This is a genomic window from Nocardia inohanensis NBRC 100128, from assembly GCF_001612945.1.
Classification (GTDB): domain Bacteria; phylum Actinomycetota; class Actinomycetes; order Mycobacteriales; family Mycobacteriaceae; genus Nocardia; species Nocardia inohanensis.
Window position 1 is genome coordinate 140432 of record NZ_BDBK01000019.1, and the last position, 21814, is coordinate 162245.

At 67.8% G+C, this 21814-nt stretch carries 19 protein-coding genes; 8 read left to right on the plus strand and 11 right to left on the minus strand.

Features of this window, described 5'->3' with window-relative positions:
* Positions 1 to 31: 31 nt before the first annotated feature.
* The gene (locus tag NI1_RS35165; protein ID WP_067830221.1) at positions 32 to 871 is read left to right on the plus strand and encodes a helix-turn-helix transcriptional regulator; all 840 of its coding nucleotides are present in this window, start codon (positions 32 to 34) and stop codon (positions 869 to 871) included.
* On the opposite strand, the gene NI1_RS35170 is transcribed toward NI1_RS35165, so the two are convergent.
* Positions 844 to 1419: a TetR/AcrR family transcriptional regulator gene (locus NI1_RS35170; RefSeq protein ID WP_067830224.1), complete on the minus strand. Its 576-nt coding sequence runs from the start codon at positions 1417 to 1419 to the stop codon at positions 844 to 846. The genes NI1_RS35165 and NI1_RS35170 overlap by 28 nt on opposite strands.
* Positions 1420 to 1523: 104 nt before the next feature.
* Here NI1_RS35170 and NI1_RS35175 point away from each other — a divergent pair, with 104 nt between their 5' ends.
* Positions 1524 to 2696, plus strand: a complete 1173-nt coding sequence (locus tag NI1_RS35175) for an FAD-dependent oxidoreductase (RefSeq protein WP_067830226.1) — start codon at positions 1524 to 1526, stop codon at positions 2694 to 2696.
* Between the two features lie 85 nt (positions 2697 to 2781).
* Here NI1_RS35175 and ybiA read toward each other — a convergent pair whose 3' ends face one another.
* Entirely contained in the window at positions 2782 to 3324 is a 543-nt protein-coding gene (ybiA, locus tag NI1_RS35180; protein ID WP_245663564.1) for a riboflavin biosynthesis intermediates N-glycosidase, read from the minus strand.
* A 94-nt stretch (positions 3325 to 3418) separates the two neighbouring features.
* A complete protein-coding gene (locus NI1_RS35185) occupies positions 3419 to 4906 on the minus strand; it encodes a flavin monoamine oxidase family protein (protein ID WP_067830231.1) in 1488 nt (495 codons plus the stop codon).
* Positions 4907 to 5109: 203 nt separating this feature from the next.
* On the opposite strand from NI1_RS35185, the gene NI1_RS35190 reads away from it, so the two are divergent.
* The 3 genes from NI1_RS35190 to NI1_RS35200 all read left to right on the plus strand — a co-directional run bounded on the left by NI1_RS35190 (position 5110) and on the right by NI1_RS35200 (position 8945).
* On the plus strand, positions 5110 to 6687 hold the full coding sequence (locus tag NI1_RS35190; RefSeq protein ID WP_067830445.1) for an alkaline phosphatase D family protein: 1578 nt from the start codon (positions 5110 to 5112) through the stop codon (positions 6685 to 6687).
* Positions 6688 to 6741: 54 nt separating this feature from the next.
* The gene (locus NI1_RS35195) at positions 6742 to 8001 is read left to right on the plus strand and encodes an FAD-binding oxidoreductase (protein ID WP_067830233.1); all 1260 of its coding nucleotides are present in this window, start codon (positions 6742 to 6744) and stop codon (positions 7999 to 8001) included.
* 125 nt (positions 8002 to 8126) lie between these two features.
* Positions 8127 to 8945: an SDR family NAD(P)-dependent oxidoreductase gene (locus NI1_RS35200; RefSeq protein WP_067830236.1), complete on the plus strand. Its 819-nt coding sequence runs from the start codon at positions 8127 to 8129 to the stop codon at positions 8943 to 8945.
* 125 nt (positions 8946 to 9070) lie between these two features.
* Here NI1_RS35200 and NI1_RS35205 read toward each other — a convergent pair whose 3' ends face one another.
* Both NI1_RS35205 and ctaC read right to left on the minus strand, forming a co-directional pair.
* Positions 9071 to 9487 (minus strand): cytochrome c oxidase subunit 4, encoded by a 417-nt coding sequence (locus NI1_RS35205; protein ID WP_067830238.1) that lies wholly within the window; start codon positions 9485 to 9487, stop codon positions 9071 to 9073.
* 13 nt (positions 9488 to 9500) lie between these two features.
* Positions 9501 to 10496 (minus strand): aa3-type cytochrome oxidase subunit II, encoded by a 996-nt coding sequence (gene ctaC, locus NI1_RS35210; RefSeq protein ID WP_067830241.1) that lies wholly within the window; start codon positions 10494 to 10496, stop codon positions 9501 to 9503.
* A 446-nt stretch (positions 10497 to 10942) separates the two neighbouring features.
* Here ctaC and asnB point away from each other — a divergent pair, with 446 nt between their 5' ends.
* Complete coding sequence (gene asnB / locus NI1_RS35215) at positions 10943 to 12970, plus strand: asparagine synthase (glutamine-hydrolyzing) (protein ID WP_067830244.1); 2028 nt, start codon at positions 10943 to 10945, stop codon at positions 12968 to 12970.
* A 98-nt stretch (positions 12971 to 13068) separates the two neighbouring features.
* Entirely contained in the window at positions 13069 to 15087 is a 2019-nt protein-coding gene (locus tag NI1_RS35220) for a heavy metal translocating P-type ATPase (RefSeq protein WP_067830246.1), read from the plus strand.
* Positions 15088 to 15161: 74 nt separating this feature from the next.
* On the opposite strand, the gene NI1_RS35225 is transcribed toward NI1_RS35220, so the two are convergent.
* Genes NI1_RS35225 through NI1_RS35235 form a run of 3 tightly spaced genes read right to left on the minus strand, consistent with a single transcriptional unit; the run spans position 15162 to position 17826 of the window.
* Positions 15162 to 15839: a methionine ABC transporter permease gene (locus tag NI1_RS35225; RefSeq protein WP_439957333.1), complete on the minus strand. Its 678-nt coding sequence runs from the start codon at positions 15837 to 15839 to the stop codon at positions 15162 to 15164.
* On the minus strand, positions 15836 to 16930 hold the full coding sequence (locus NI1_RS35230; protein WP_084524208.1) for a methionine ABC transporter ATP-binding protein: 1095 nt from the start codon (positions 16928 to 16930) through the stop codon (positions 15836 to 15838). The genes NI1_RS35225 and NI1_RS35230 overlap by 4 nt, the downstream gene beginning before the upstream one ends.
* Complete coding sequence (locus tag NI1_RS35235) at positions 16927 to 17826, minus strand: MetQ/NlpA family ABC transporter substrate-binding protein (RefSeq protein ID WP_067830249.1); 900 nt, start codon at positions 17824 to 17826, stop codon at positions 16927 to 16929. Before NI1_RS35235 ends, NI1_RS35230 begins: the two co-directional genes overlap by 4 nt.
* A gap of 116 nt (positions 17827 to 17942) precedes the next feature.
* Here NI1_RS35235 and NI1_RS35240 point away from each other — a divergent pair, with 116 nt between their 5' ends.
* Positions 17943 to 18806: a MetQ/NlpA family ABC transporter substrate-binding protein gene (locus NI1_RS35240; RefSeq protein WP_067830251.1), complete on the plus strand. Its 864-nt coding sequence runs from the start codon at positions 17943 to 17945 to the stop codon at positions 18804 to 18806.
* Here the strand turns inward: NI1_RS35240 and NI1_RS35245 are convergent, their stop codons facing one another.
* The 3 genes from NI1_RS35245 to NI1_RS35255 all read right to left on the minus strand — a co-directional run bounded on the left by NI1_RS35245 (position 18807) and on the right by NI1_RS35255 (position 21647).
* Complete coding sequence (locus NI1_RS35245; RefSeq protein ID WP_067830254.1) at positions 18807 to 19256, minus strand: hypothetical protein; 450 nt, start codon at positions 19254 to 19256, stop codon at positions 18807 to 18809.
* Complete coding sequence (locus NI1_RS35250; protein WP_067830256.1) at positions 19243 to 20466, minus strand: saccharopine dehydrogenase family protein; 1224 nt, start codon at positions 20464 to 20466, stop codon at positions 19243 to 19245. Before NI1_RS35250 ends, NI1_RS35245 begins: the two co-directional genes overlap by 14 nt.
* 302 nt (positions 20467 to 20768) lie before the next feature.
* Positions 20769 to 21647: a PaaX family transcriptional regulator C-terminal domain-containing protein gene (locus NI1_RS35255; protein ID WP_067830258.1), complete on the minus strand. Its 879-nt coding sequence runs from the start codon at positions 21645 to 21647 to the stop codon at positions 20769 to 20771.
* Positions 21648 to 21814 lie beyond the last annotated feature (167 nt).

Below are 21814 nucleotides of genomic sequence, written 5' to 3' on the forward strand. Positions count from 1 at the left end.
ACGAATCGCCGACAAGGCCGACACTGGAGGTATGGCGGATCGGAGTGAACTCGCGGATTTCCTACGCACCCGGCGAAATCGATTGCAGCCCAGCGATGTCGGCCTGCCGGACGGCCTGAACCGGCGCGCGCCCGGATTGCGCAGGCAGGAGGTCGCTCAACTGGCCGGTATCTCGGTCGACTATTACATCCGCCTGGAGCAGGCGCGCGGGTCCCGGCCGTCGCGGCAGGTGCTGGGCGCGGTGGCGCGGGCGCTCATGCTGACCGCCGACGAACGCGAGTACCTGTACCGGATGGCGGGTGAACATCCGCCGTCGATCGCCGGGCCGAATCGCACGGTGCCCCCTGCTGTTCGCATCATCCTGGACAGCCTCACCACCCCCGCCTTCCTGGTCGACGCCACCTACGAGGTGCTGGCCTGGAATCGCGCGGCGGTGCCGTTCCTCGGCGATCTGGACCGGGTGCCCAGCCACGAACGCAATATGATCCGCTGGATGTTCCAGCAGAGCCCCGACCATCCGCAATGGTCGGAGGCGGACACCCAGCGCTTCGCCCAGTCCAGCGTCGCCGACCTGCGCGCCGCCTACGCCCGCTATCCCGGCAATCCGGCGCTGGCCGCGCTGGTCACCGAATTGCTCGGCACCGCACCGCGTTTCGCCGAGATGTGGCGCACGCACGATGTCGAGGTGCGCCGCGGTTATCACAAGCGCATCCAGCATCCCGAGCTCGGACAGCTGGAATTCGACTGCGAGGTGCTGCACGTCTCCGACACCGATCAGCGCATGATCGTCTACTGCCCCGCCCCCGGTTCCCGCACCGCGGCGGTCTTCCATTCCCTCGCCGGTCAGGCCGCGGGCTCGGAGGAGAGGTAACGCTGGAGGGTGGGGGCGATATCGGCCAGCAGTTGCGCACGGGTCAGCGCGACCACCGGCGGAATACGAAGCACGTAGCGGCACAGCGCGATTCCCAGCATCTGGCTGACGATCAGCGCGGCCCGCCGGGGCGCGTCCGCGGGTTCGCCGAAGCGCAGCACCGCGGGCATCACCTGCTCGGCGAAGACCCGGCGCACCCGTTCGGCGACGGCCTCGTCGGTCACCGCCGAACGCAGCAGGGTCAGCATGATCTCGTTGCCCGGCGGGGTCTCCCACAGCTCCAGGAACCGCCGCACCAGCAGCTCGCCGATCGAATCCGCCGGCACCGCGGCGAGATCCGGCATGCCCAGCTCGATCTCCACCGCGGCCGCGAACAACCCGTCCTTGTTGCCGTAGTAGCGCATCACCATGGCCGGATCGATCCCCGCGTCCGCGGCGATGGCGCGAATGGTGGCTTTACGGAAGCCGTCCTCGGCGAACCGCCGACGCGCGGCCTCGAGGATGGTGGCGCGAGTGGCGTCGGAGCGCCGCGGGGCAGGTTCACTCATGACAACAACTGTAGGCCAACAAGTGTTGACAGACACGCACCGCGGCCCTATCTTTAAGTCAACAGCCGTTGGCCAACAAATGTTGGCAAGCTAGAGGAGTCATCGTGAACGCCCTCCCCGCCACCGCCCAGGTCGTCATCGTCGGCGCCGGCCCCGCCGGTCTCACCGCGGGCATCGCACTCGCCGACGCCGGAGCGGACGTGGTACTGCTGGACCGCCTGGCCGAAGGCGCGAACACCTCGCGCGCCGCCGTGGTGCACGCCCGCACGCTGGAAGTGCTGGAAGAGTTCGGGGTCACCGCCGAACTGCGTGAACGCGGCATCGTGGTACCGAATTTCGTGCTGTGGGACGGCGACCGCGCCCTGGCCCGCCTCGACTTCTCGGACCTGCCCACCGACTACCCGTACACGCTGATGATCGGCCAGGAGACCACCGAAGCCCTGCTGCTGGCCCGCCTCGAGAAGGCCGGCGGGCAGGTGCACCGCCCCTACGAGGTCACCGCCGTCACCCGGGACGCCGCGGGCGCGACCGTCGAATACCGGGACGGCGCAGGCGAAACCGGTTCCATCCGAGCCGATTACGTGATCGGCGCGGACGGCATGCACAGCCGGGTCCGCGAAGCGGCCGGCATCGGCTTCACCGGCTCCACCTACGCCGAATCCTTCGTCCTCGCCGACGTCCATATGGCCTGGCCGGACCCGCGCACCCAGGTCTCGCTGCATCTGTCCCCCGAAGGCGTCACCGTCGTCGCTCCGCTCCCCGACGAGGCGGGCACCCGCTACCGCGTGGTCGCCACCGTCGCCGAAGCCCCCGAACACCCGGACCTCGGCGACGTCCAGTCCATCCTGGATGCCCGCCGCCCAGGCGCCGGCGTGAAAGTCCAGGAAGTGCTGTGGAGCAGCCGCTTCCGCGTCCACCACCGGGTCGCCGACGCCTACCGCGCCGGCCGCCTCTTCCTCGCCGGCGACGCCGCCCACGTGCACAGCCCCGCCGGCGGCCAAGGCATGAACACCGGCATCCAGGACGCCGCCCTGCTCGGCACCCTGCTCGGCCGAGTACTGAACGGCGAACCGGCGACGCTGCTGGACGGCTACGAGAAGACGCGCCGCCCAGTGGCATTGGGTGTCGTCGCTTTCACCGACCGCATCACCCGCATGGCGACGCTGCGCGCCCGCCCCGCCCGCACGGTGCGGAATCTGTTGATCAGCAACGTCACCCGGGTACCGGCGGTGCGGAACGCGATCGCGTTCCGGCTGTCCGAGCTGGCCAACAAGTAGTCGAGACCCCGGACTTTCGCTCCACTTTCACCGCCTCCCGTGACTTTTCCGACGAACAGCGGGCGAGAGTGGAGCAAAAGTCCGGTCACACCCCCAACGCGGTACGCGCCTCCATCAACGCGAACCCCAGCAGATTCTCTCCCCGCCACGTCGCCGGATGCGCGGCATCAGGGTGCTCCGCCCCCAGCCCGATCCCCCAGATATTGTCCCGCGGTGCGGCTTCCACCAGCACTTTGTCGCCGGTGGCCAGCAGGAACTCCCGCAAGGCCCGGTGCTGGCCGAATTTCGCGATGCTCCCGCGCAGCACGATGTCGTAGCGATGCGCCTCCCACGCATCCTGATCGAATCCGCGCACCGCCCGCCCCAACCGCTTCGCATCGGCCGGCGTCTCGCTCGCGAGCACCTTGCCGCGCATCTCCTCGTCACCGAAGAGGCGCGCCTTCTCCCCCATCATGAAATGCTCGGCGCTGCGGTAACTCTGGCCGTCGACGGTGAACTCGATCGGCCACCATTGGCTGAGCACCCACTTCCCCACCTCGTGCCCCGGAGTCCGGGTGTGCCCCCAGAAATACAAGAACTCCGGTCTACTGCCATCCGCCATTTCAGCTGTCAGCTGCGCCCTGTCCACGCCGCCCGACCCTAGTGGACCCCGGTGACGAAGTCCCTTCCATAGCCGGCCTCGCGCACGACACGCCGCCGCGCACATCGACTCTGCCGAGAGGTCATGACAGGACTTCCCGCGCCGCGCGCTCGCCGCTGCGGATCGCGCCGTCCATGTACCCCTGCCAGTAGTCGGCGGTTTCGGTTCCGGCCCAATGGATTCCGCCGACCGGGGCGCGCAGGGCAGGGCCGAAGCGGGTGAGGATGCCGGGGCGGGTGGTGGCGGTCGGGCCGCCCCAGGAGAAGGGGTCGTGGTCCCATTTCTTGAAGCCGTAGTCGAGCACGCGGGTGCGGGCTTCCGGGCCGAAGTAGCGCACGAAGCTGTCCAGGCTCTCCTCGACCAGGTCTCGGTCGGGGCGGGTGTCGAGATCGGCCATGGCGTCGGCGGAGATGAAACCCATCAGCAGGTGATGGCCTTGGCCGTAGCTTTCGTAGGTGACGTCGATGGGGGTGCCGTCGCCGACGACCTGGCCCGTCAAGCCCTGTTCACGCCAGAAGGGACGGTCGTAGACGGCGAGGAATTTGGCGATGCGGCCCATCTTGTAGCCGCGCGTCAATTCGATACGGTCGGAGGGCAATCCGGGGCGGTACTCGATGCGGTCGCAGATGGCCGGGGACATGGCGACTATCACCTTGCCCGCCCGGAAGGTCCCGCGTGTGGTGGATACCTCCACCCCGGAACCGGTTTGGTCGATGCACCGCACCGCCGCCCCGTAAACGATGCTCTCGGAGAGCGATTCGGCCATGCGCAGCGGCACCAACGCCGCGCCGCCGTCGAAGAACCGTTCCTGCGCGCCGCCGTCCACCCCGAGCAGGCGCTCGAAGGACCCGGGCGAGTTCTCGTTTCCGGCGGAGGCGAAGTAGTTCATCATGAACAGCGCCGACAGCTCGTGCGGCCGCACCGACAGCGGAGCCGATTCCGACAGGGCGAGAAAGAGTTTCCCCTCGTAGGTGGCGGCGTGCGCGTCTATCCAGTCCTGCCAGGTGATGGAATCCAGGTAGGCCGCGTCCGGATGCTTCCACGGCTCGCCCACCGGGAAGCCCAGCGCGGTGGCGTCGATGAGCGCCAATGCGGCGGCCGTCTCCACGGTGCCGGGCAGCACCGGCAGCGGTAACGCGGCCGGGACCCGTTGTGCCGCACCGTTGATCCAGAACAGCGATTCGCCCTGGTTGTAGGTGGGCAGTGTCGCCACCCCGTACTCCGCGGCCAGTGCGGCGATCCGGTCCTGGGTGGGGCCGAGGAACTCCGCCCCGCCGTCGATGCTGATGCCGCCCCGGGTGACGGCATTGTGCACGCGCCCGCCCGCGCGTTCGCGCCCTTCCAGCAGCAGCACGCGCAGCCCCGCCGCCCGCAGCTGCTTGGTGGCGGCCAGTCCGGCCATACCCGCGCCGACCACGATCACCTCGGCATCCCGGTCGGTCGCGGCGGGCCCGCGCCGCGGCGGGGCGGCCGAACCCGTTGCGGTCAGGCCGATTCCGGCCGCGAGCCCGGCGGCGGAGAGCGTGGCTCCGCGCAGCAGGGTGCGGCGGCTGAGATGTCTCGGGTGCACGAGCGGTCCTTTCGAAGCTTGGGCCGGGAGGCTACATCCCGTTCCGCACCCATACTGGACAATTGACCAATTCAGTCGGTTTCCCGCCGGTCTCGACTTTGTTAATCCTCGCTCACCCCGACACGCCGCACCGTAGCCGAGCATTCGCTGACCCGTCCGGCACAGTTCAGCTGATGTTGAGCTGGCTGATGAAAGGTCGGCGCATGGCACCGCATTCGACACCACGGCAATCCGGCTTCTCGCGCCGCACCCTGTTGCGCAGCACCGCGGCGGGACTGGTCATCGCACCCGGACTGGTCGCCTGCTCCAAGGACAACGGCCCGGCGCTGGTGCGGCAGCGGCCCACGCTGACCCACGGCGTCGCGGTCGGCGACCCGCGCAGCGACGGCGCGCTCATCTGGGCGCGCTCGGATCAGCCCGCCAAGCTCATCGTCGAAACCGCGGCCACCGAATCCTTCACCGACGCCAAGCGTTTCGAAGGCCCCATGCTGACCCCCGACAGCGACGGCACCGGCCGGGTGCGGGTCAACGGCCTGCCCGCCGGATCGCAGGTGCACTACCGGGTGACCCTGGAAGGCGACGGCGGCGCGACCTCCGAGGCCGTCACCGGCGTCTTCCGCACCGTGCCCACCGCCGCCTCCGATATCAGCCTGCTCTGGTCCGGCGACGTCGTCGGCCAGGGCTACGGCATCAATCCGGATCTGGGCGGCATGAAGATCTTCTCCGCCATGGCCGCCCGCGACCCGCACTTCTTCATCCACTCCGGCGATTCCATCTACGCCGACGGGCCGCTGAAAGAATCGGTCACGCTCCCCGACGGCCGCATCTGGCGCAATACCGTCTCCCCGGCGAAAAGCGCTGTCGCCCAGACCCTCGACCAGTTCCGCGGCAACTACGCCTACAACCTGACCGACGAGAACTACCGCCGGTTCAACTCCACGGTCGCGCAGATCGTGCAGTGGGACGACCACGAGACGGTCAACAACTGGTACCACGGCGGCCAGGTCGCCGAATCCAAGGGCTACACCGAGCGCAGCATGGACACCCTGGCCACCCGCTCCTGGCAGGCCTTCCACGAATGGATGCCCCTGGAACCCAAGGAAGCCGTGGACGGCCGGCTCTACCGCAAGATCTCCTACGGCCCGCTGCTGGATGTGTTCGTGCTGGACATGCGCGCCTACAAGGACAAGAACAACGAGAACCGCTCGGCCGACGGCAAGATCTTCGGCGCGGCCCAAACCCAATGGCTCATCGAGGGTTTGCGTGATTCCAAGGCGACCTGGAAGATCGTCGCGAATGATCTGCCGCTCGGCTTGGTGGTCAAGGACGGCGAGCAGAAGGATCGCACCGCCTTCGAGGGCCCGGCCAACGCCGATCCGGGGCTGCCGTCCGGTCGCGAGGTCGAGATCGCCAGGGTGCTCGGTGCGATCAAGTCCAACAAGGTGTCCGGTGTGGTGTGGCTGACCGCGGACGTGCATTACACCGCCGCGCACCACTACTCCCCCGAACGCGCGGCGTTCAAGGACTTCGATGAATTCTGGGAGTTCGTCTCCGGACCGCTCAACGCCGGTGCGTTCGGCCCCAACGACCTGGACGGAACCTTCGGCCCCGAGGCCGTTTTCGTGCACGCGCCGCCGACCCAGAACGCATCGCCGCTGGACGGCGCCTTCCAGCACTTCGGTGAAGTCCGCATCGACGGCAAATCCCGCGAACTCACGGTGAACCTGTGCGATGCGACCGGGAACGTGCTGTTCACGCAACGTCTCTCCCCCGCACACTGAGACGGCTGTCCAACTACGAGCGCGACGGGCGCGACTATGGTTAGCTGTAGCGCCATGAGCATGCCCGTCTCCACGCTCCCCGAAGAATTCCTGCCCCGCGATACCGCGGATGTGGTTCGTACCGTTCGGGATTCGCGCAAGAATACGAAACCCCTGATCATCCGGGGTGGGGAGCGACCAGACGAGGAGCTCCACCTGCCCGATCACGGGCAGGTGCTCTCGCTGCGCAAGATGAACCGCGTCCAGGTCGTCGACGCGGATGCTCGCACGGTGCGGGTACAGGCGGGCGCCAAATTGTCCGATATCGACAGAACCCTTGCAGCGCACGGGCTCGGGCTGCCGGTGGTCGGCGACCATCGGGATATCACCGCGGGCGGGTTCGCGGCCGTCGGCGGGCTCTCGGCGGCCTCGCACAAGTACGGCATGTTCAGCGACAATGTGGTGGAGCTCGAATACGTCGATCAGGACGGGCGTTTCGGCACCTGCGGGCGCACCCATCACGTGGAGCGGTTCCGCAAGATCCTGGGCGGGGGCGGACGCACCGGGATCATCACCGCGCTGACCCTCGAGGTGAACACGGTCGACAAGGACCGCACCTGGCTGACCTCGGACGCACACCGCTTCCTGGACTTCGACACCTTTGTCGAGCAGTCCTACAAGGCGATTCAGTCCCCGGGCGATTCGCTGCTGCAATCCGGCCGCTGGGTCGATACCGCGCCCCTGAAAGTGTCGCGACCGGTCGGTACCGGTCACGTGCAGCTCGGCACCGTCCGCTTCGGCCAATGGTCGAGCCTGCACCCCACCACCCCCAACCTCTCGCTGCGCGCCCGCCGCGAGGTCGGCGCCCGCGCCCGGAAATCCTTGGGCGCCATCGCCTCCTCCGCCAGCGGCCGCGCCGGTATGCCGGTCCGCAATGCCGCCGCCGGCGCCCTCATGTTCGCTCCGAAGGTGCTGACCCTGCGCGATGCGGAGTACCTGGCCGATACCGTCATCAGCTCCTCGGAGCGCGGACCGGCTTACCGCGTCTCGCTTTTCGCGCCCATGTCGTCCTATACGCGCGTTTTCCACGGCCTGCACGACCTCTTCTCCGGCCATCGCGAACGCACCGGCTGCTTCACCGTCATCTCCGCCATGACCTATGGCGTGCGCTCCGGCTACCTGCGCGAACTCGATAACGAGGACCACGCCTTCATCACCTTCACCTGCCGGCTGCGCCCGGCCGCGCTGCCCTCGGAACTGTTGCGGGACATCGTTTCCTCGATCGACGAGATCTGCGTCGCCGAACGCGCCCGGCGTTATGACCCGACCGATTAGAATGTGTTCCGCCGCACTCCCAGCAACCGGTTAGCAGCCGGGAGCGGGTGCGGCGGTATCGGTACTGTCGGCGGGGTGCCGGTGCATGGTTCAGCTCATTCTTTCCAGCGAAGGTTGCCTGTCCCATGATCGAATTCCGTGCTGCCCGCCGTCCCAGACCCACCGGCTCGCTACCGGGCAAACAGCCCATAGCCGGTAAACGCGTAGTCGTCACCGACGCCTGCTCCGATATCGGCCGCGCCACCGCGCGGCTGCTCACCGCACAAGACGCCGAAGTAATCCTGGTGTCCCGCAATGGCGCCCAGCTCGTCGAGGACTGCGCCGCCCTCACCAAATCGGGTGGCCGCGCCCACTGGTACCGCTGCGATCTCTCCGCCCTGGGCGATGTCGACCAATTCGTCGAATGGCTGCTCACCGAATTCGACAGCATCGACGTGCTGGTCAACAATGCCGGCCGCCCCGCCCGCCGCCCCGTGCTCCAGTCGCTCGACCGCTTCCGCGACTATCAGCGCATGATGGCCGCCAACTACTTCGGCCCGCTGCGCCTCACCCTGGGCCTGCTGCCCGCCATGCTCGCGGGCGGCTCCGGCCACGTGGTGAACGTCGGCCCCTGGAGCCTCACCACCGGCGCCGCCCCGAACTATGCCTCGTACGCGAGTTCCCAAGCCGCCTGGACCACTTTCGGCCAATGCGCCGACGCCGAGCTCGCCCCGCGCGGCATTCACGTGACGACCGTGCACTATCCGGCCTTCCGCCCCGACGCCAGCGCCCCGACGGCCTACATCGAACAGCCCATCCTGAACCCCGACGAGGCCGCCCGCTGGATCGAGACCGCGATCCGCACCCGCCCCACCCAGATTCAGCCCCGCTTCCCCCGCGCCCTGCTCGGTCTCGCGAACATGGCCCCGCGCACCACCCGCCTGAAACACGCGCTCGGCATCTGACTTCCGGTATCCGATGAGGGGAAGGCGGGTCGCCTACCGCGTGGGCGACCCGCCTTCTTGTGTGAACAGCGAAGCGCCCCATCCGAATCCGGATGGGGCGCTTCGTCAACTACTGCGATCGAGCGTCAGTGCTTCTCGGGGCCGAGGTGGTACTCGAACACCAGGCCGCCGGCGGCGATCAGCACGCAGACCACGCCGGTGCCGATCAGCCAGAACTCGAAGAACGCGAAGCCGAGGGCGGTGATGGAACCCGCGCCGGCCAGCAGGATGGGCCAGAACGAGCCGGGCGAGAAGAAGCCCAGATCGCCGGCGCCGTCCACGATTTCGGCCTCTTCGTAGTCTTCCGGACGCAGGTCCAGGCGACGGGCGACGAAGCGGAAGTAGGTGGCCACGATCAGCGCCAGGCCGGCCGACAGGACGATGGCGGTGGTGCCCGCCCACTCCACGCCGGTCCGGGACTGGCCGGTGAAGTAGCCGTACACGACGGCCACGATCACGAAGAAGACCGTGATCAGTTCGAAGATGCGAGCTTCGACCTTCATATCAGTTCAGTCCTCACTTGGCTTCCGCGCGCTCGTTACCGCGGGCGGTGCGCTCGGTATTGAACGGCTTGGTGGTGATGGCGACCGGGGACTCACCGATGCTCTCGAGCGCCTCGGCATTGGTCTTGTTCGCCTTGCGAGCTTCCAGGTACTTCTGGAACTTCTCCGGCGAGACCGCGCGGACCTCGAAGTTCATCATCGAGTGGAAGGTGCCGCACATTTCGGCGCAACGGCCGACGAACGCGCCTTCCTTCTCGATCTTGGTGATCTGGAAGACGTTGTCCGAGTTGTTTTCCTTCGGGTTCGGCATCACGTCGCGCTTGAACAGGAACTCCGGCACCCAGAAGGAGTGGATGACGTCCGCGGCGGCCAGCTGGAACTCGATGTTCTTGCCGGTGGGCAGGACCAGGACCGGGATCTCGTTGGAGGTGCCGACGGTCTCGATCTTGTCGTAGTGCAGGTAGGAGATGTCGTTCGCGGGCTTGCCGTTGTTCGGGCCGGGCTGCGGGTGACCGTCCTCGGTGCGCTCCTTGTAGCGCTCGTCGATTTCGGTGTTCATCTCCTGGCGATCGGTGTCGACGCCGTTGTAGACCGCGGTGCCGTCCTTGAGATCGACCTTCTGGTAACCGAACTTCCAGTTCCACTGGAAGGCGGTCACATCCACGGTCACATCCGGGTCCGCGACCTTCTCGTGCACGTAGTTCTGCACGACCACGGTGAAGTAGAACAGCACCGCGATGATCACGAACGGAATGGCCGTGTAGCTCAGCTCCAGCGGCACGTTGTAACCGGTCTGGCGCGGGAACTCCGGCGAATTCGCCTTCTTGCGGTGGAACGCGATGGTCCAGAAGGTCAGACCCCACACCAGCACGCCCATCGCCAGCGCGGCGATGACGGACCAGGTCCACAGTTCACGCATCCGGGTGGCCTGCGGCGTGACGCCCGAGGGCCAACCGAACCGAAGCCACGGGTTGTCGATCGAGCAACCCGAGACGAGCATCGCGGTCATCCCCAAGGACACCGCCAGCCCGGCCCGCCGAAGGATACGGCCTCGCCGACCCTGGGCGGGTCGTGCCCCTATCGCCTCGCTCGCCTTGTGCGCCACGCTCAACGCCTTCCTGGTCGTCTATCCGACTCGGCATCGCCCGGACTCCCTACCGCCGGGCGACGCAACTACAGCACGTTCTGGGAATTCTGAGAAGGCCGTGCGCGAACGCACAACCGACCCTGAGAGTTTCCCAAGTACTACGCAGCGTAGACCAAACCCCCGGCCACGTTGTGCCGGGGTCGACTTCGACACTCCGATAAACACATACACAGAGGACAGAGCCTCTCGCGGCGCGATCGGCGGGCGTGCGGCATACTCGGACAGTACGTTTCGCGTCCCGCACGCCCCGCTCACGCCCGTGATGCGCGGCGACCATCCCCGACTCCGGAAACGAGGTTCTCGGCGCAGTGTGTGGCCTGCTCGGATTTCTGACAGCACAGACGGCTTCAACTCCGGATGGACGGACGGTGGAGACCACCGCGGCGCAGGTGTACGAGGCGCTGCACTGCCAGCGCCATCGCGGGCCCGATGAGAAGGGCACCTGGAACGACGAGCGGATGATCTTCGGCTTCAACCGCCTGTCGATCATCGATATCGAGCACTCGCACCAGCCGCTGCGCTGGGGGCCGCCGGAGAACCCCGAGCGGTACGCGCTCACCTTCAACGGCGAGATCTACAACTATCTCGAGCTGCGCGAAGAGCTGAAGGCCGAGCACGGGGCCGAATTCGGTGATCAGCCGATGTTCCGGACCGAAGGCGACTCCGAGGCCATCGTCGCCGCATTCCACTACTGGGGCGCCAAGGCCGCGAGCCGGCTGCGCGGCATGTTCGCCTTCGCCATCTGGGATACCGAGCTGAACAAGCTCTTCATCGCGCGCGACCCGTTCGGCATCAAGCCGCTGTTCCTGGCCACCGGCCCCGGCGGCACCGCGTTCTCCTCGGAGAAGAAGTCGATCCTGGAGCTGCTCGGCGACCTGGAGCTCAGCACCGACCTGGATCCGCGCGCGCTCGAGCACTACACGGTATTGCAGTACGTGCCCGAGCCGGAGACCCTGCACAAGGACATCCGCCGCCTCGAATCCGGTTGCTACGCCTGGGTGGAGCCCGGGCAGCAGCCGCGCGTCACCCGGTACTTCAACCCGCAGTTCCGGGTCGTCCCGTTCGGCAAGGCCGACGAGGTCACCGCGCACGCGCCGACCACCCGGCCGCGGCCGGCGGGGCAGCGGCCGAACACGCCGGCCAGTCGATACAAGGAGATCGCCGAGGCGCTGGAAGACTCGGTCGCCAAGCACATGCGCGCCGATGTCACCGTCGGCTCGTTCCTGTCCGGCGGCATCGACTCCACGGCCATCGCCGCCCTGGCGATGCGGCACAACCCGAACCTGATCACCTTCACCACCGGATTCGAGCGCGAGGGCTACTCCGAGGTGGATGTGGCTGCCGAATCGGCGGCGGCCATCGGCGCGCGGCACGTGGTGCGCGTGGTCGGGCCCGAGGAGTTCGCGGCCTCGATCCCCGAAATCATCTGGTACCTCGACGATCCCGTCGCCGACCCGGCGCTGGTGCCGCTGTACTTCGTGGCCAAGGAAGCGCGTAAGCACGTCAAGGTGGTGCTGTCGGGCGAGGGCGCAGACGAGTTGTTCGGCGGCTACACCATCTACCGGGAGCCGTTGTCGCTCAAGCCGTTCGAGTACCTGCCCAAGCGGGTGCGCAAGCTGGCGGGCAAGCTTTCGGAGCGAATTCCCGAGGGCACGCGCGGTAAGAGCCTGCTCAATCGCGGTTCGATGACCCTGGAAGAGCGCTACTACGGCAACGCCCGCAGCTTCAACGACGCCCAATTGCGTTCGGTGCTGCGGGAATTCCGGCCCGAGTGGACGCATCAGGATGTGACCGGTCCCATCTACGGCATGCAGGGCTATCACTGGGATCCGGTGACCCGCATGCAGCACCTGGACCTGTTCACCTGGCTGCGCGGCGACATCCTGGTCAAGGCCGACAAGATGACCATGGCCAACTCGCTGGAACTGCGGGTGCCGTTCCTGGATCCCGAGGTCTTCAAGGTCGCCGAGAAACTGCCGTACGACCAGAAGATCACCAAGGAGACCACCAAGTACGCGCTGCGCCAGGCTCTGGAAGGCATTGTGCCCGGCCATGTCCTGCACCGCGCCAAGCTCGGTTTCCCGGTGCCGCTGCGGCATTGGCTGCGCGGACCGGAACTCTTCGACTGGGCCCGCACCCAGATCACCGAATCCGGCACCGATCACCTGATCGACAAGCCCGCCGTCCTGGCCATGCTCGAAGCCCACCGCACCGGCCCGATCGACCACAGCCGCCGCCTGTGGACGCTGATCTGCTTCATGGTGTGGCACGGCATCTTCGTCGAGAACCGCATCAAGCCCGAAATCCAGGAACCGGTCTACCCGGTCAACCTGTAGTCCGAGAACGGCGGCAATCCCCCGGTCAGGGGAGGGTCGCCGTTTTCTCAGCAAGAACACATGCATAGATACGCATGTATTAATGTAATCTAGGGCGTATGGAGACCAGAGATCGCAAGAACGACGGCCATACGCACGGTGGTCCGCTGTCGGGGGCGCGCGTGGAGATGGGGTTCGCCCTCACCTCGGGTGTCACCTACGCGGCGGGCATGATCGCCCGGTATCTGGTGCACGCACCGGACGCGGTATCGACCGGGCTGTTCGTGGCGACCTGTTTCTTCGGCGGATTCTTCACGGTGCGGGCCGCCTACGAGTCGATCCGGCGCGGGCGGTTCGAGGTGGACTTCCTCATGCTGGTCGCGGCGGCCGGCGCGGCGGCGGTTGGCAAATGGGCCGAAGGATCGGTGCTGCTGTTCCTGTTCAGCCTCGGGCACGCGCTCGAGGAATACGCGATGAGCCGGGCGCAGCGCTCCATCGAGGCGCTGGGTGAACTCGCGCCGCGGACCGTGCTGGTGCGCCGCGGGAGCGGGCCGGTCGCAGAAGTGCCGGTCGACGAGCTCGAGGTCGGGGATGTGGTTGTGGTGCTGCCGAATTCGCGGCCCGCCGCGGACGGCATCGTGATCGCGGGCAGCAGTGCGGTGGACGAATCCTCGGTCACCGGTGAGAGCATTCCGGTCGAGAAGCGCGCGGCCGAGGATCCGGCGGGACTGGCCGGGGCGCGAGTCGTGCCCGAGGAGCACCGGGTGTTCGCGGGCACGCTGAACGGGTCCGGAGCGCTCGAGATCCTGGTGACCAGCCGGGCCGAGGACTCGACGCTGGCGCGGGTGATCGCCATGGTGCGCGATGCCGACGCCACCAAATCACCCACGCAGCGGTTCATCGACCGGTTCCAGATGTTCTACGTGCCGGCGGTTCTGATCGGTGTGGCGGCCGTGATCGGGTTCGGGATATTCCTGCTGAACGAGCCGTTCGGGGACAGCTTCTATCGCGGCATGGTGGTGCTGGTGGCGGCGAGCCCGTGCGCGCTGGCCATCGCGACGCCCAGTGCCGTGCTGGCGGGTATCGCGCGCGCCGCGCAGGCCGGGGTGCTGGCCAAGGGCGGCGGGCCCCTGGAATCGCTGGGACGGGTGAAAGCCATCGCCTTCGACAAGACCGGTACGCTCACCTGGGGTCGTCCGCGGGTCACCGATATCGTGCCCGCCCGTGCGGAGCTGCGCGACGAGCTGATCGGCACCGTATTCGCCGTCGAGTCCTTCAGCGATCACCCCCTCGCGAACGCCATCACCCGCGATCTCGCCCAGCAGGTTCCCACCGGCACCGAAGCCGAAGCGTCCCAGGTGAATTCGGTGACCGGGCGCGGCGTGACCGCCCTGGTCTCCGGTCACCCCACCGAGATCGGCAATGCCACCATGTTCGCCGAACTCGATCCGGACGGCCTGCCCGCCTCGATCGCGGCGATCGTCGAGGACCTGCACGCCCGCGGGCGCACCACCATGATCGTCCGACGCGGCGGGGCATACCTCGGCGTCATCGGCGTCATGGACGCGCCGCGCGCCGAGGCCGCACCCGTCATCGCCCGGCTGCGCGAGCTCGGCATCGAGGACATGGTGGTGATCTCCGGCGACCATCAGCGAGTGGCCGACGCGGTGGCGGCGGGGCTGGGCCTGGACGCGGCGCACGGCAACCTGCTCCCCGAGGACAAGGTGAGCATGATCGGCCGCCTGAATGCCCGCGGCGGCACCGCCATGGTCGGCGACGGCGTCAACGACGCCCCCGCCATGGTCAACTCCTCCGTCGGAATCGCCATGGGCGCGGGCGGTTCCGCGGTCGCGCTGGAGACCGCCGATGTGGCGTTGATGAGCGATGACATCGGGCGGCTGCCCTTCGCGGTCGCGCTGAGCCGCCGCACCGCGCGCATCATCCGCCAGAACCTGACCTTCGCCCTGGTGATCGTCGCGGCCCTGGTCCCCGCCACCCTGATCGGCCTGCCCATCGGCCCGGCGGTCTTCATTCACGAGGGCTCCACCCTGATCGTGGTGGCGAATGCCCTGCGGCTCTTACGCTTCCGGCGCGGCACCGAGCACGCGGGGATCGACCACGAGCCCCGGCCCGTGTAGGAGACGACCTGCCGCACTCCCCCCTCACCGAGAGTGCGGCAGGTCGAGGCATTTTCACCCGAGCCGGCGGAGCGTCAGCGCCGCAACACCTTCCGGGCCAGATAGTTGCCCGCGAACTGGATCACCTGCACGCCGGCGATGATGATCAGCGTGGCCACCAGGGTGACCTGCCAGTCGAAGCGCTGATAGCCATAGACCAGCGCGAAATCGCCGAGGCCGCCGCCGCCGACGGTGCCCGCCATGGCCGACATGTCGACGATGGCGATCACCACGAAGGTGTAGCCGAGTACCAAGGGGCCCAAGGCTTCCGGGATGAGCAGGGTGAGGATGATGCGCAGCGGGCCCGCGCCCATGGAGCGCGCGGCCTCGATCACGCCCGGATCGACGGTGACGAGATTCTGCTCGACGATGCGCGCGATGCCGAAGGAGGCCGCCACGATCATGACGAAGGCGGCGGCATCGGTGCCGATGGTGGTGCCGACCACCTCCAGGGTGATCGGGCCGAGCGCGGCCAGCAGGATGATGAACGGGATCGGGCGCACCACGTTCACCAGGAAGTTCAGCACCAGGTTGACGGGCGCGTTGGCCAGCAGGCCGCCCTTGCGGGTGGTGTAGAGCAGGGTGCCCAGGCTCAGGCCGATCAGCCCGCCCACAACGAAGGTGAGCAGCACCAGGTACACCGTGGTGCCGATGGCCTCGCTCAGCACCGGCCGCAGCTTGTCCCAATCGGTCTGCACCGCAGCGACGTTCATGCGCTCCTCCGTTCCTCGCCGTCAGCCGGCAGCAACGCGGCATCGGCGGCGCGCGAGGACCCGCCGTCGTCCGCGCGCGCGGCGGGGCTCGCTGCGAGCTCGGCCGCGACCCGTTCGACGGCGTCGTCGGGTCCTTCGAGGGCCAGCGTCAGGCTGCCGAAGGTCTTGTCCTGCAACGCACTCACGCCACCGAACACGATCTCGAAACCGACACCGGCGCGGGCGGCGGTGGCCAGCGCCGCACCGATCCCGCGTTCGTCGGCGATATCCACGGTCACCAGCCGACCGGAATGCCGCTCGCCCAGCCTGCGCAGTTCGTCGGGGGTGGGCCGGTTGTGCAGCACCGTCTCCACGAAGGAGCGGGTGGGTGCGGCCTGCGGGGCGGCGAAAACGTCGAAAGTCCTTGCCAGCTCCACGATCCGGCCCTCGGCGAGTACCGCGACCCGGTCCGCCACGGACCGGATCACATCCATTTCGTGGGTGATCACCACAATGGTCACCCCGAGCTCCCGGTTCACCTTCTTCAGCAGCCGCAGCACCTCACCGGTGGTCTCCGGGTCCAGCGCCGAGGTCGCCTCGTCCGCGAGCAGCAGCGCGGGTGAGGTGGCGAGCGCCCGCGCGATGCCGACTCGCTGCTTCTGCCCGCCGGAGAGCTGATCCGGATAGCTGCGCGCCTTGTCCGACAACCCCACGAACTCCAGCAGTTCGGCCACGCGCTCCTTGCGCCGAGCGCGCGGCCAGCCCGCCACCTTCAGCGGATACTCGATATTGCCTGCGGCGGTGCGGGATCGGAAGAGGTTGAACTGCTGGAACACCATCCCGATATCGCGCCGCAGCTGCCGCACCCGCGACTCGGGCACCCCGGTGATAGGTTCGCCGCCGATGAGCACGGTGCCGGAGGTCGGCTTCTCCAGCGCGTTGACCAGCCGCACCAGCGTGCTCTTGCCCGCCCCGGAGTAGCCGATCACCCCGAAGATCTCCCCGCGCTCGATGCGCAGATCGATCTCCGAGAGCGCGGTGTGGCGCTGCTTGCCCGCCTCGAAAACCTTGGTGACCGAACGGAATTCGACCGCCGCGCTACCCTCGCTCACTTCTTCTCGCGAATGGTCTGCTGCACCTTGCCCAGAATCGTCTCCAACTCCGGCCCGCTGCGCTGCACCTCGACGGCGGTGCCCTTGGTGTTCTCCTGGACGGCCTGCTGCACCTCGGCGCCGTGCCAGATCTCGACCAGCTTCAGATAGGTCGGATTGGTCTTGTCGGCCGCACGGGTGACGAAGGCGTTGATGTACGGTTCCGCGCCCGGGCTCTTCGGATCATCCTTGAACAGCGCGGTTTTCGGGTCGATGCCGGACTTCTGGAGGAAGGTGTTGTTGACGACCGACCCGTCCACCGACTCCAGCGACAGCGCGGTCTGCGCGGCGTCGACCGCGGTGACCTTGACCTTGGACGCGCCCTTGTCGATATCGGCCGGGGTGGGCTGGCGGACATCGGCCGAGGACAGCTTCAGCAGTCCGGCGGCTTGCAGCACGAACAGCGCGCGAGCCTGATTGGTCGGATCGTTCGGAATCGCGATCTCGCCGCCCTGCGGGATCTCGCTCACCGACTTGTGCTTCTTGGAGTACAGCCCGAGCGGCACCACCTGCGTCGCCCCGATCGGCGTCAGATCCTGGTTGTTGGCCACGTTGTACTGCCCCAGGAATTGCAGATGCTGGAACAGATTCACATCGATCTGCTTCTGCGCCAGCGCGGTGTTCGGCTGCGAATAGTCGGAGTAGTGGGTGATCTTCAGCGTGATCCCCTGCTCCTTGGCCTTCTTTTCGAACACGTCCCACTGCGGGTCGGTCTCGGTGGTCCCGATGCGCACCGTATTGGCGTCGGTACTCTCGTTCTTGCCGCACGCCGTGGCCGTGAGGGTGAGGCCCGCGACTGCCGCTACCAGGACCGGGATCGCCAGTACCCGATGGAATTTCACTCGATGCTCCCGCATGATCGTCGTAACTGAACCCGGCAATGGAACCGTTACGGCAATCCCCCGGCAATGGTTGCGATCCGGTGGAGCGAAACACTCGCTTCCCGCCGCCCGGGCCGCCTATCTTGCGTGAAATGCGAAAACTGCGCCGCCTGCTGGTGATTCCTCTCCTATTAGCGCTGGTCACCACCGCCGCATGTGGCAAGGACCACCCCGCCGATGTGGTGCGCATCGGTGTGAACGATCTCGCGTTGCCGCACTGGGACGTCTACAAGCGCAAGGCCGCCGAGGCGGGCATCACCGTCGAGTTCACCAACTTCACCGACTACAACCAGCCCAATCCGGCGCTCGCCCAGGGGCGGGTGGATCTCAACAAGTTCCAGCACGTCCGCTACCTGGCCAATTACAACGCGCGCAATAACGACACCTTGGTGCCGATCGGCGCGACCGAGATCTTCGCGCTCACCCTGTACTCCAAGAAACACAAGTCGGTCGCCGACATCCCGCAGGGCGGCGAAATCACGCTGAGCAACAACCCCGCGAATCAGGTCCGGCCGCTGCTCAGCCTGGCCGCCGCCGGATTGATCGTGCTGAAGGGCGGCGGCACTTGGGATTCCAAGCTGGAGGACGTGGACAAGTCGGCGTCCAAGGTCCGGCTGACGCCCATCGATCCGACGCTGACCGCGCAATCGCTGGAGAGCGTCGACGCGGCATTCGTGGACGACACCTTCGCCGTGCCCGCCGGCCTCGGCAAGAAGGACACCATCTACACCGACGACCCGAACCGCGCCGACCTGAAGCAATACATCAATATCTTCGCCGCCCGGGCCGCCGACAAGGACAATCCCACCTACCTGAAATTGGCCGAGCTCTACCATGATCCGGAGGTGGAAGCCGCGATCCGGGCCGAAGCGGGCTACGACGGCATCTTCAAAACCAATTCCGCCGCCGATCTGCAAAGCACCGCGACGGAACTCGAAGCGAAGTTCCGCAAGTAGTCAGCACCAGCTCGCCTGCGGACGGCAGACCGTCCAGCCGTCGCCGCCGGCGCGGGGGCGGACGGTCCAGCGCGGCTGATCGCCGCGGCCATCGGAATCGGTGCGGGACGGGCCGTGGTGGCCGCGATGCTTGTCGTAGGTGTCACCGTTCGGGCGGGGACGCAGGTGCGGATCTTCTTCGTTTCCCGCCGGCCGGATACCCTTGCCGGCGACCAGGTTTCGCAAGGATGTCCAGGCTTGCGCGGGGCTCGGGGCGGGTACCGGAGTCGAGACGGCCGCCTGGACCGCGGCGGAGGTCGCCTCCGGGGCGGTAACTGCCAGCCAGACGCCGATTCCAGCGGTCAGGGCGGCGGCGGTGACGGCGGCCGCGATGCCGGTGGCGGTGCGGGCGGGCTCGGGTAGTGAGCGCATGATGTCCTCTTCGAAGTGCGGGTGGTCAGCGGTCGGCAAGCGGTGCGAGAGTGGAGCGTTCGATGACGACGGCGGCCGTCGCGTCCGGGTCGCCCAGGTGCGCGAGCAGCCCGGCGAAGAACCGATCCGGGTCGATGACCGCCTCGGGCGGGTGCACCCCCGGCCGGCGGATGCCGGCGCCGATGAGCTGAGACAGGCCGAGCGCCAAGGGAATTCCGGTGGCGGTGGCCATATCGGTGGTGACCGCGAAGGTTTCCAGGCCGCTCGACAGCCGGGCCAGCACGGTCTCCGGGCGGTCGTCGCGGAGCCCGGTGGCGACGGCGAAGAAGGGCGGGAGGGTGCCGGGCGACTCGAACCGCAGCGCCGAGATCAGCGATCGCACGCCTCGCGACAACGTCGGTTCGGCGATCAGGGCGGCGGCCTGCTGATTGGTCAGCGCCCCGGCGTCGATATCACGGCGCAGACCATCCAGGTAGGCGACGGTCGGTGACCGGATGACCATGAGATTGACCGCGTCGCCGGTGATTTCGAGGCTCCGATGCAGGGTGACCGGCTCGGGGTGGCCGACGGTGTAGGCGGTGCCGCACCGATCCCCGGGCAGGACCAGCCGCAGCGGGCGCAGGGGGCGCTGTCGCAGCAACCGGCCGTCCGCCACCGTGGCGATGGTGCCGCTGATCTGCTGCATCCAATGCACGGCCGCGGCCGACGGGCGGCCGTCGGGTCCGATGAGCTGGGCGCGGTCATCGTCCGCGCCGGCGACATCGACCGGCCACGCGGTGTAGACATCGTGCACGCGGTCGAGGGAGCGGGCCGCCGACAGGGCGAGCAGATTGCTCACACCCGGGCTGGCCCCCATGCCGACGATCGCGCACACGCCCGCCGCCCGCGCCTCGGCGTCGAGGGCGAGCATGTCGAGGGTGGGTTCCCAGTCGTCACAGATATCCAGGTAGTCGGTGCCGGTCTCGATGGCTGCTCGCAGCACCGTGAGGCCGAATCGGTAATACGGCCCGACGGTATTGAGCACCACGTCGGCCTGCTCGAGTGCCGCGTGCAAGCCGTCGCTGTCGGTGACGTCGACCTGCGCGACCCGCACCGGTGCCGTCACCTCCGGCAGGCGATCCGAGAGTTCCTGCGCCGCACCGATATCCCGGTCGGCGATGACGATCTCGTCCACGTCCGGGAACTGCGCCGCGATCCGCACCGCGGCGGCGCCCATGGCGCCCGCTCCACCCAATGCCAGCACCCTCATGACGTCCTCCGACCGATCCGTAAACGTTCATATTCCATACGATCGAATCGTAAATGAACGATACTGAGGATGTGCTGAGAAAATCCCGCGCCGCCTTCCGGCACCCGTCCAGCTGGGATCTGTTACGGGATGCCGGTTTCGGCCGCGGCCTCGTCGTCGATGCCTGCGGGCAATCCGGGAAGCGGGTGGCGGCACGAATCCATTTGCGGCCCAGCCGTTCCGCACAATCCGGCCACGGTGGCCGCGACGACGGCACAGCCCCGCGGCGGCCGGGCTACGCCGATCTCACCGGCCTCGGCGGCTCAACGAGCTGCGGCGGCCTCGCGCAACACGTCCGCGTAGACCCGGAACAGGCGAATCGAACCGGGCTGTTCGACCCGCAGCAACTCCGACCAGCATTGCGCCACAACGGCTCTGGACTCGGCCCCGATCCACGGCGTGGGCAGCAGCTCCGGCGGCAGCAGCGGATCCGGGTCCATCACCCGGCTGAATTCGGCGGCCAGCTCGACCGCGATGGTCAGCCGCTCGGTCTGGGACATCGACTCCACCGCGTGCAGCCGATCCAGCTGCCGCCGGGCGACCCGCAGCAATCGCTCGTGCTCCGCCGCCAGCCGCTCCAACGGCCACAGCCGCGCGGCCAACTCCCGCGGCTCCGCCAGCGCACCGATCCGCAGATCCGTGGTCGTCATCGTGGTGATGTACTCACCCACCTCGAATTCCCTTGCCGCGTCCGCGATCCGGGACTCCCACGCATTGGGCGACACATACAACCCGCCCTGGATCGCCGCCCCACCGAGATAGACGATCGCATCCCGCATGGCATCACGCCCCTGCCGCACGCTCTCGGGCACCGCGAACGCCACCGCATGCCACACCCCGTCCCACGGCGCCGCACCCCGGTCCTGCGCATACATGTACCGGATGTACTCCGGCTCCGGCTCGATCGAGCGCCGCATGCCGTCACCGGCCCGCAGCAACGCCTTGCGCCCCCGCCCCTCCTGCGTGAACTGCCCCTCCCCCACCAACCGCCGCACACACAACCGCACCTGCTGATCGCTCATACCGAGCGCATTGCCCACCGCATACAACTCCCCCGCATCGATGCTCGCGTCCTCCCGGATCATGCTCTCGACCAGCGTCCGCGTCGGAATCCCCGCCCCGTCCACCTGGTCGCCCACCATCCACCTCACACCCTCGCGGTCAATGTCGCCGCCATCCTACGTACGCACCACCTCCGGCCCCGGACCGCGTACACGAACAGCCCGATCCGGCGGCCCCAGCAACTCGGGGGAATCAGCAGCCCCGAGCGATGCTGCCGGCGAGCCATCCCCGTGCACGCCGGGAATCG

Coding starts and splice junctions, on each gene's coding strand:
- NI1_RS35165 (WP_067830221.1), top strand. CDS start 32: ATGGCGGATCGGAGTGAACTCGCGGATTTCCTACGCACCCGGCGAAAT.
- NI1_RS35170 (WP_067830224.1), bottom strand. CDS start 1,419: ATGAGTGAACCTGCCCCGCGGCGCTCCGACGCCACTCGCGCCACCATC.
- NI1_RS35190 (WP_067830445.1), top strand. CDS start 5,110: ATGGCACCGCATTCGACACCACGGCAATCCGGCTTCTCGCGCCGCACC.
- NI1_RS35195 (WP_067830233.1), top strand. CDS start 6,742: ATGAGCATGCCCGTCTCCACGCTCCCCGAAGAATTCCTGCCCCGCGAT.
- NI1_RS35200 (WP_067830236.1), top strand. CDS start 8,127: ATGATCGAATTCCGTGCTGCCCGCCGTCCCAGACCCACCGGCTCGCTA.
- NI1_RS35205 (WP_067830238.1), bottom strand. CDS start 9,487: ATGAAGGTCGAAGCTCGCATCTTCGAACTGATCACGGTCTTCTTCGTG.
- ctaC (WP_067830241.1), bottom strand. CDS start 10,496: ATGACCGCGATGCTCGTCTCGGGTTGCTCGATCGACAACCCGTGGCTT.
- NI1_RS35220 (WP_067830246.1), top strand. CDS start 13,069: ATGGAGACCAGAGATCGCAAGAACGACGGCCATACGCACGGTGGTCCG.
- NI1_RS35225 (WP_439957333.1), bottom strand. CDS start 15,839: ATGAACGTCGCTGCGGTGCAGACCGATTGGGACAAGCTGCGGCCGGTG.
- NI1_RS35235 (WP_067830249.1), bottom strand. CDS start 17,826: ATGCGGGAGCATCGAGTGAAATTCCATCGGGTACTGGCGATCCCGGTC.
- NI1_RS35240 (WP_067830251.1), top strand. CDS start 17,943: ATGCGAAAACTGCGCCGCCTGCTGGTGATTCCTCTCCTATTAGCGCTG.
- NI1_RS35250 (WP_067830256.1), bottom strand. CDS start 20,466: ATGAGGGTGCTGGCATTGGGTGGAGCGGGCGCCATGGGCGCCGCCGCG.
- NI1_RS35255 (WP_067830258.1), bottom strand. CDS start 21,647: ATGGTGGGCGACCAGGTGGACGGGGCGGGGATTCCGACGCGGACGCTG.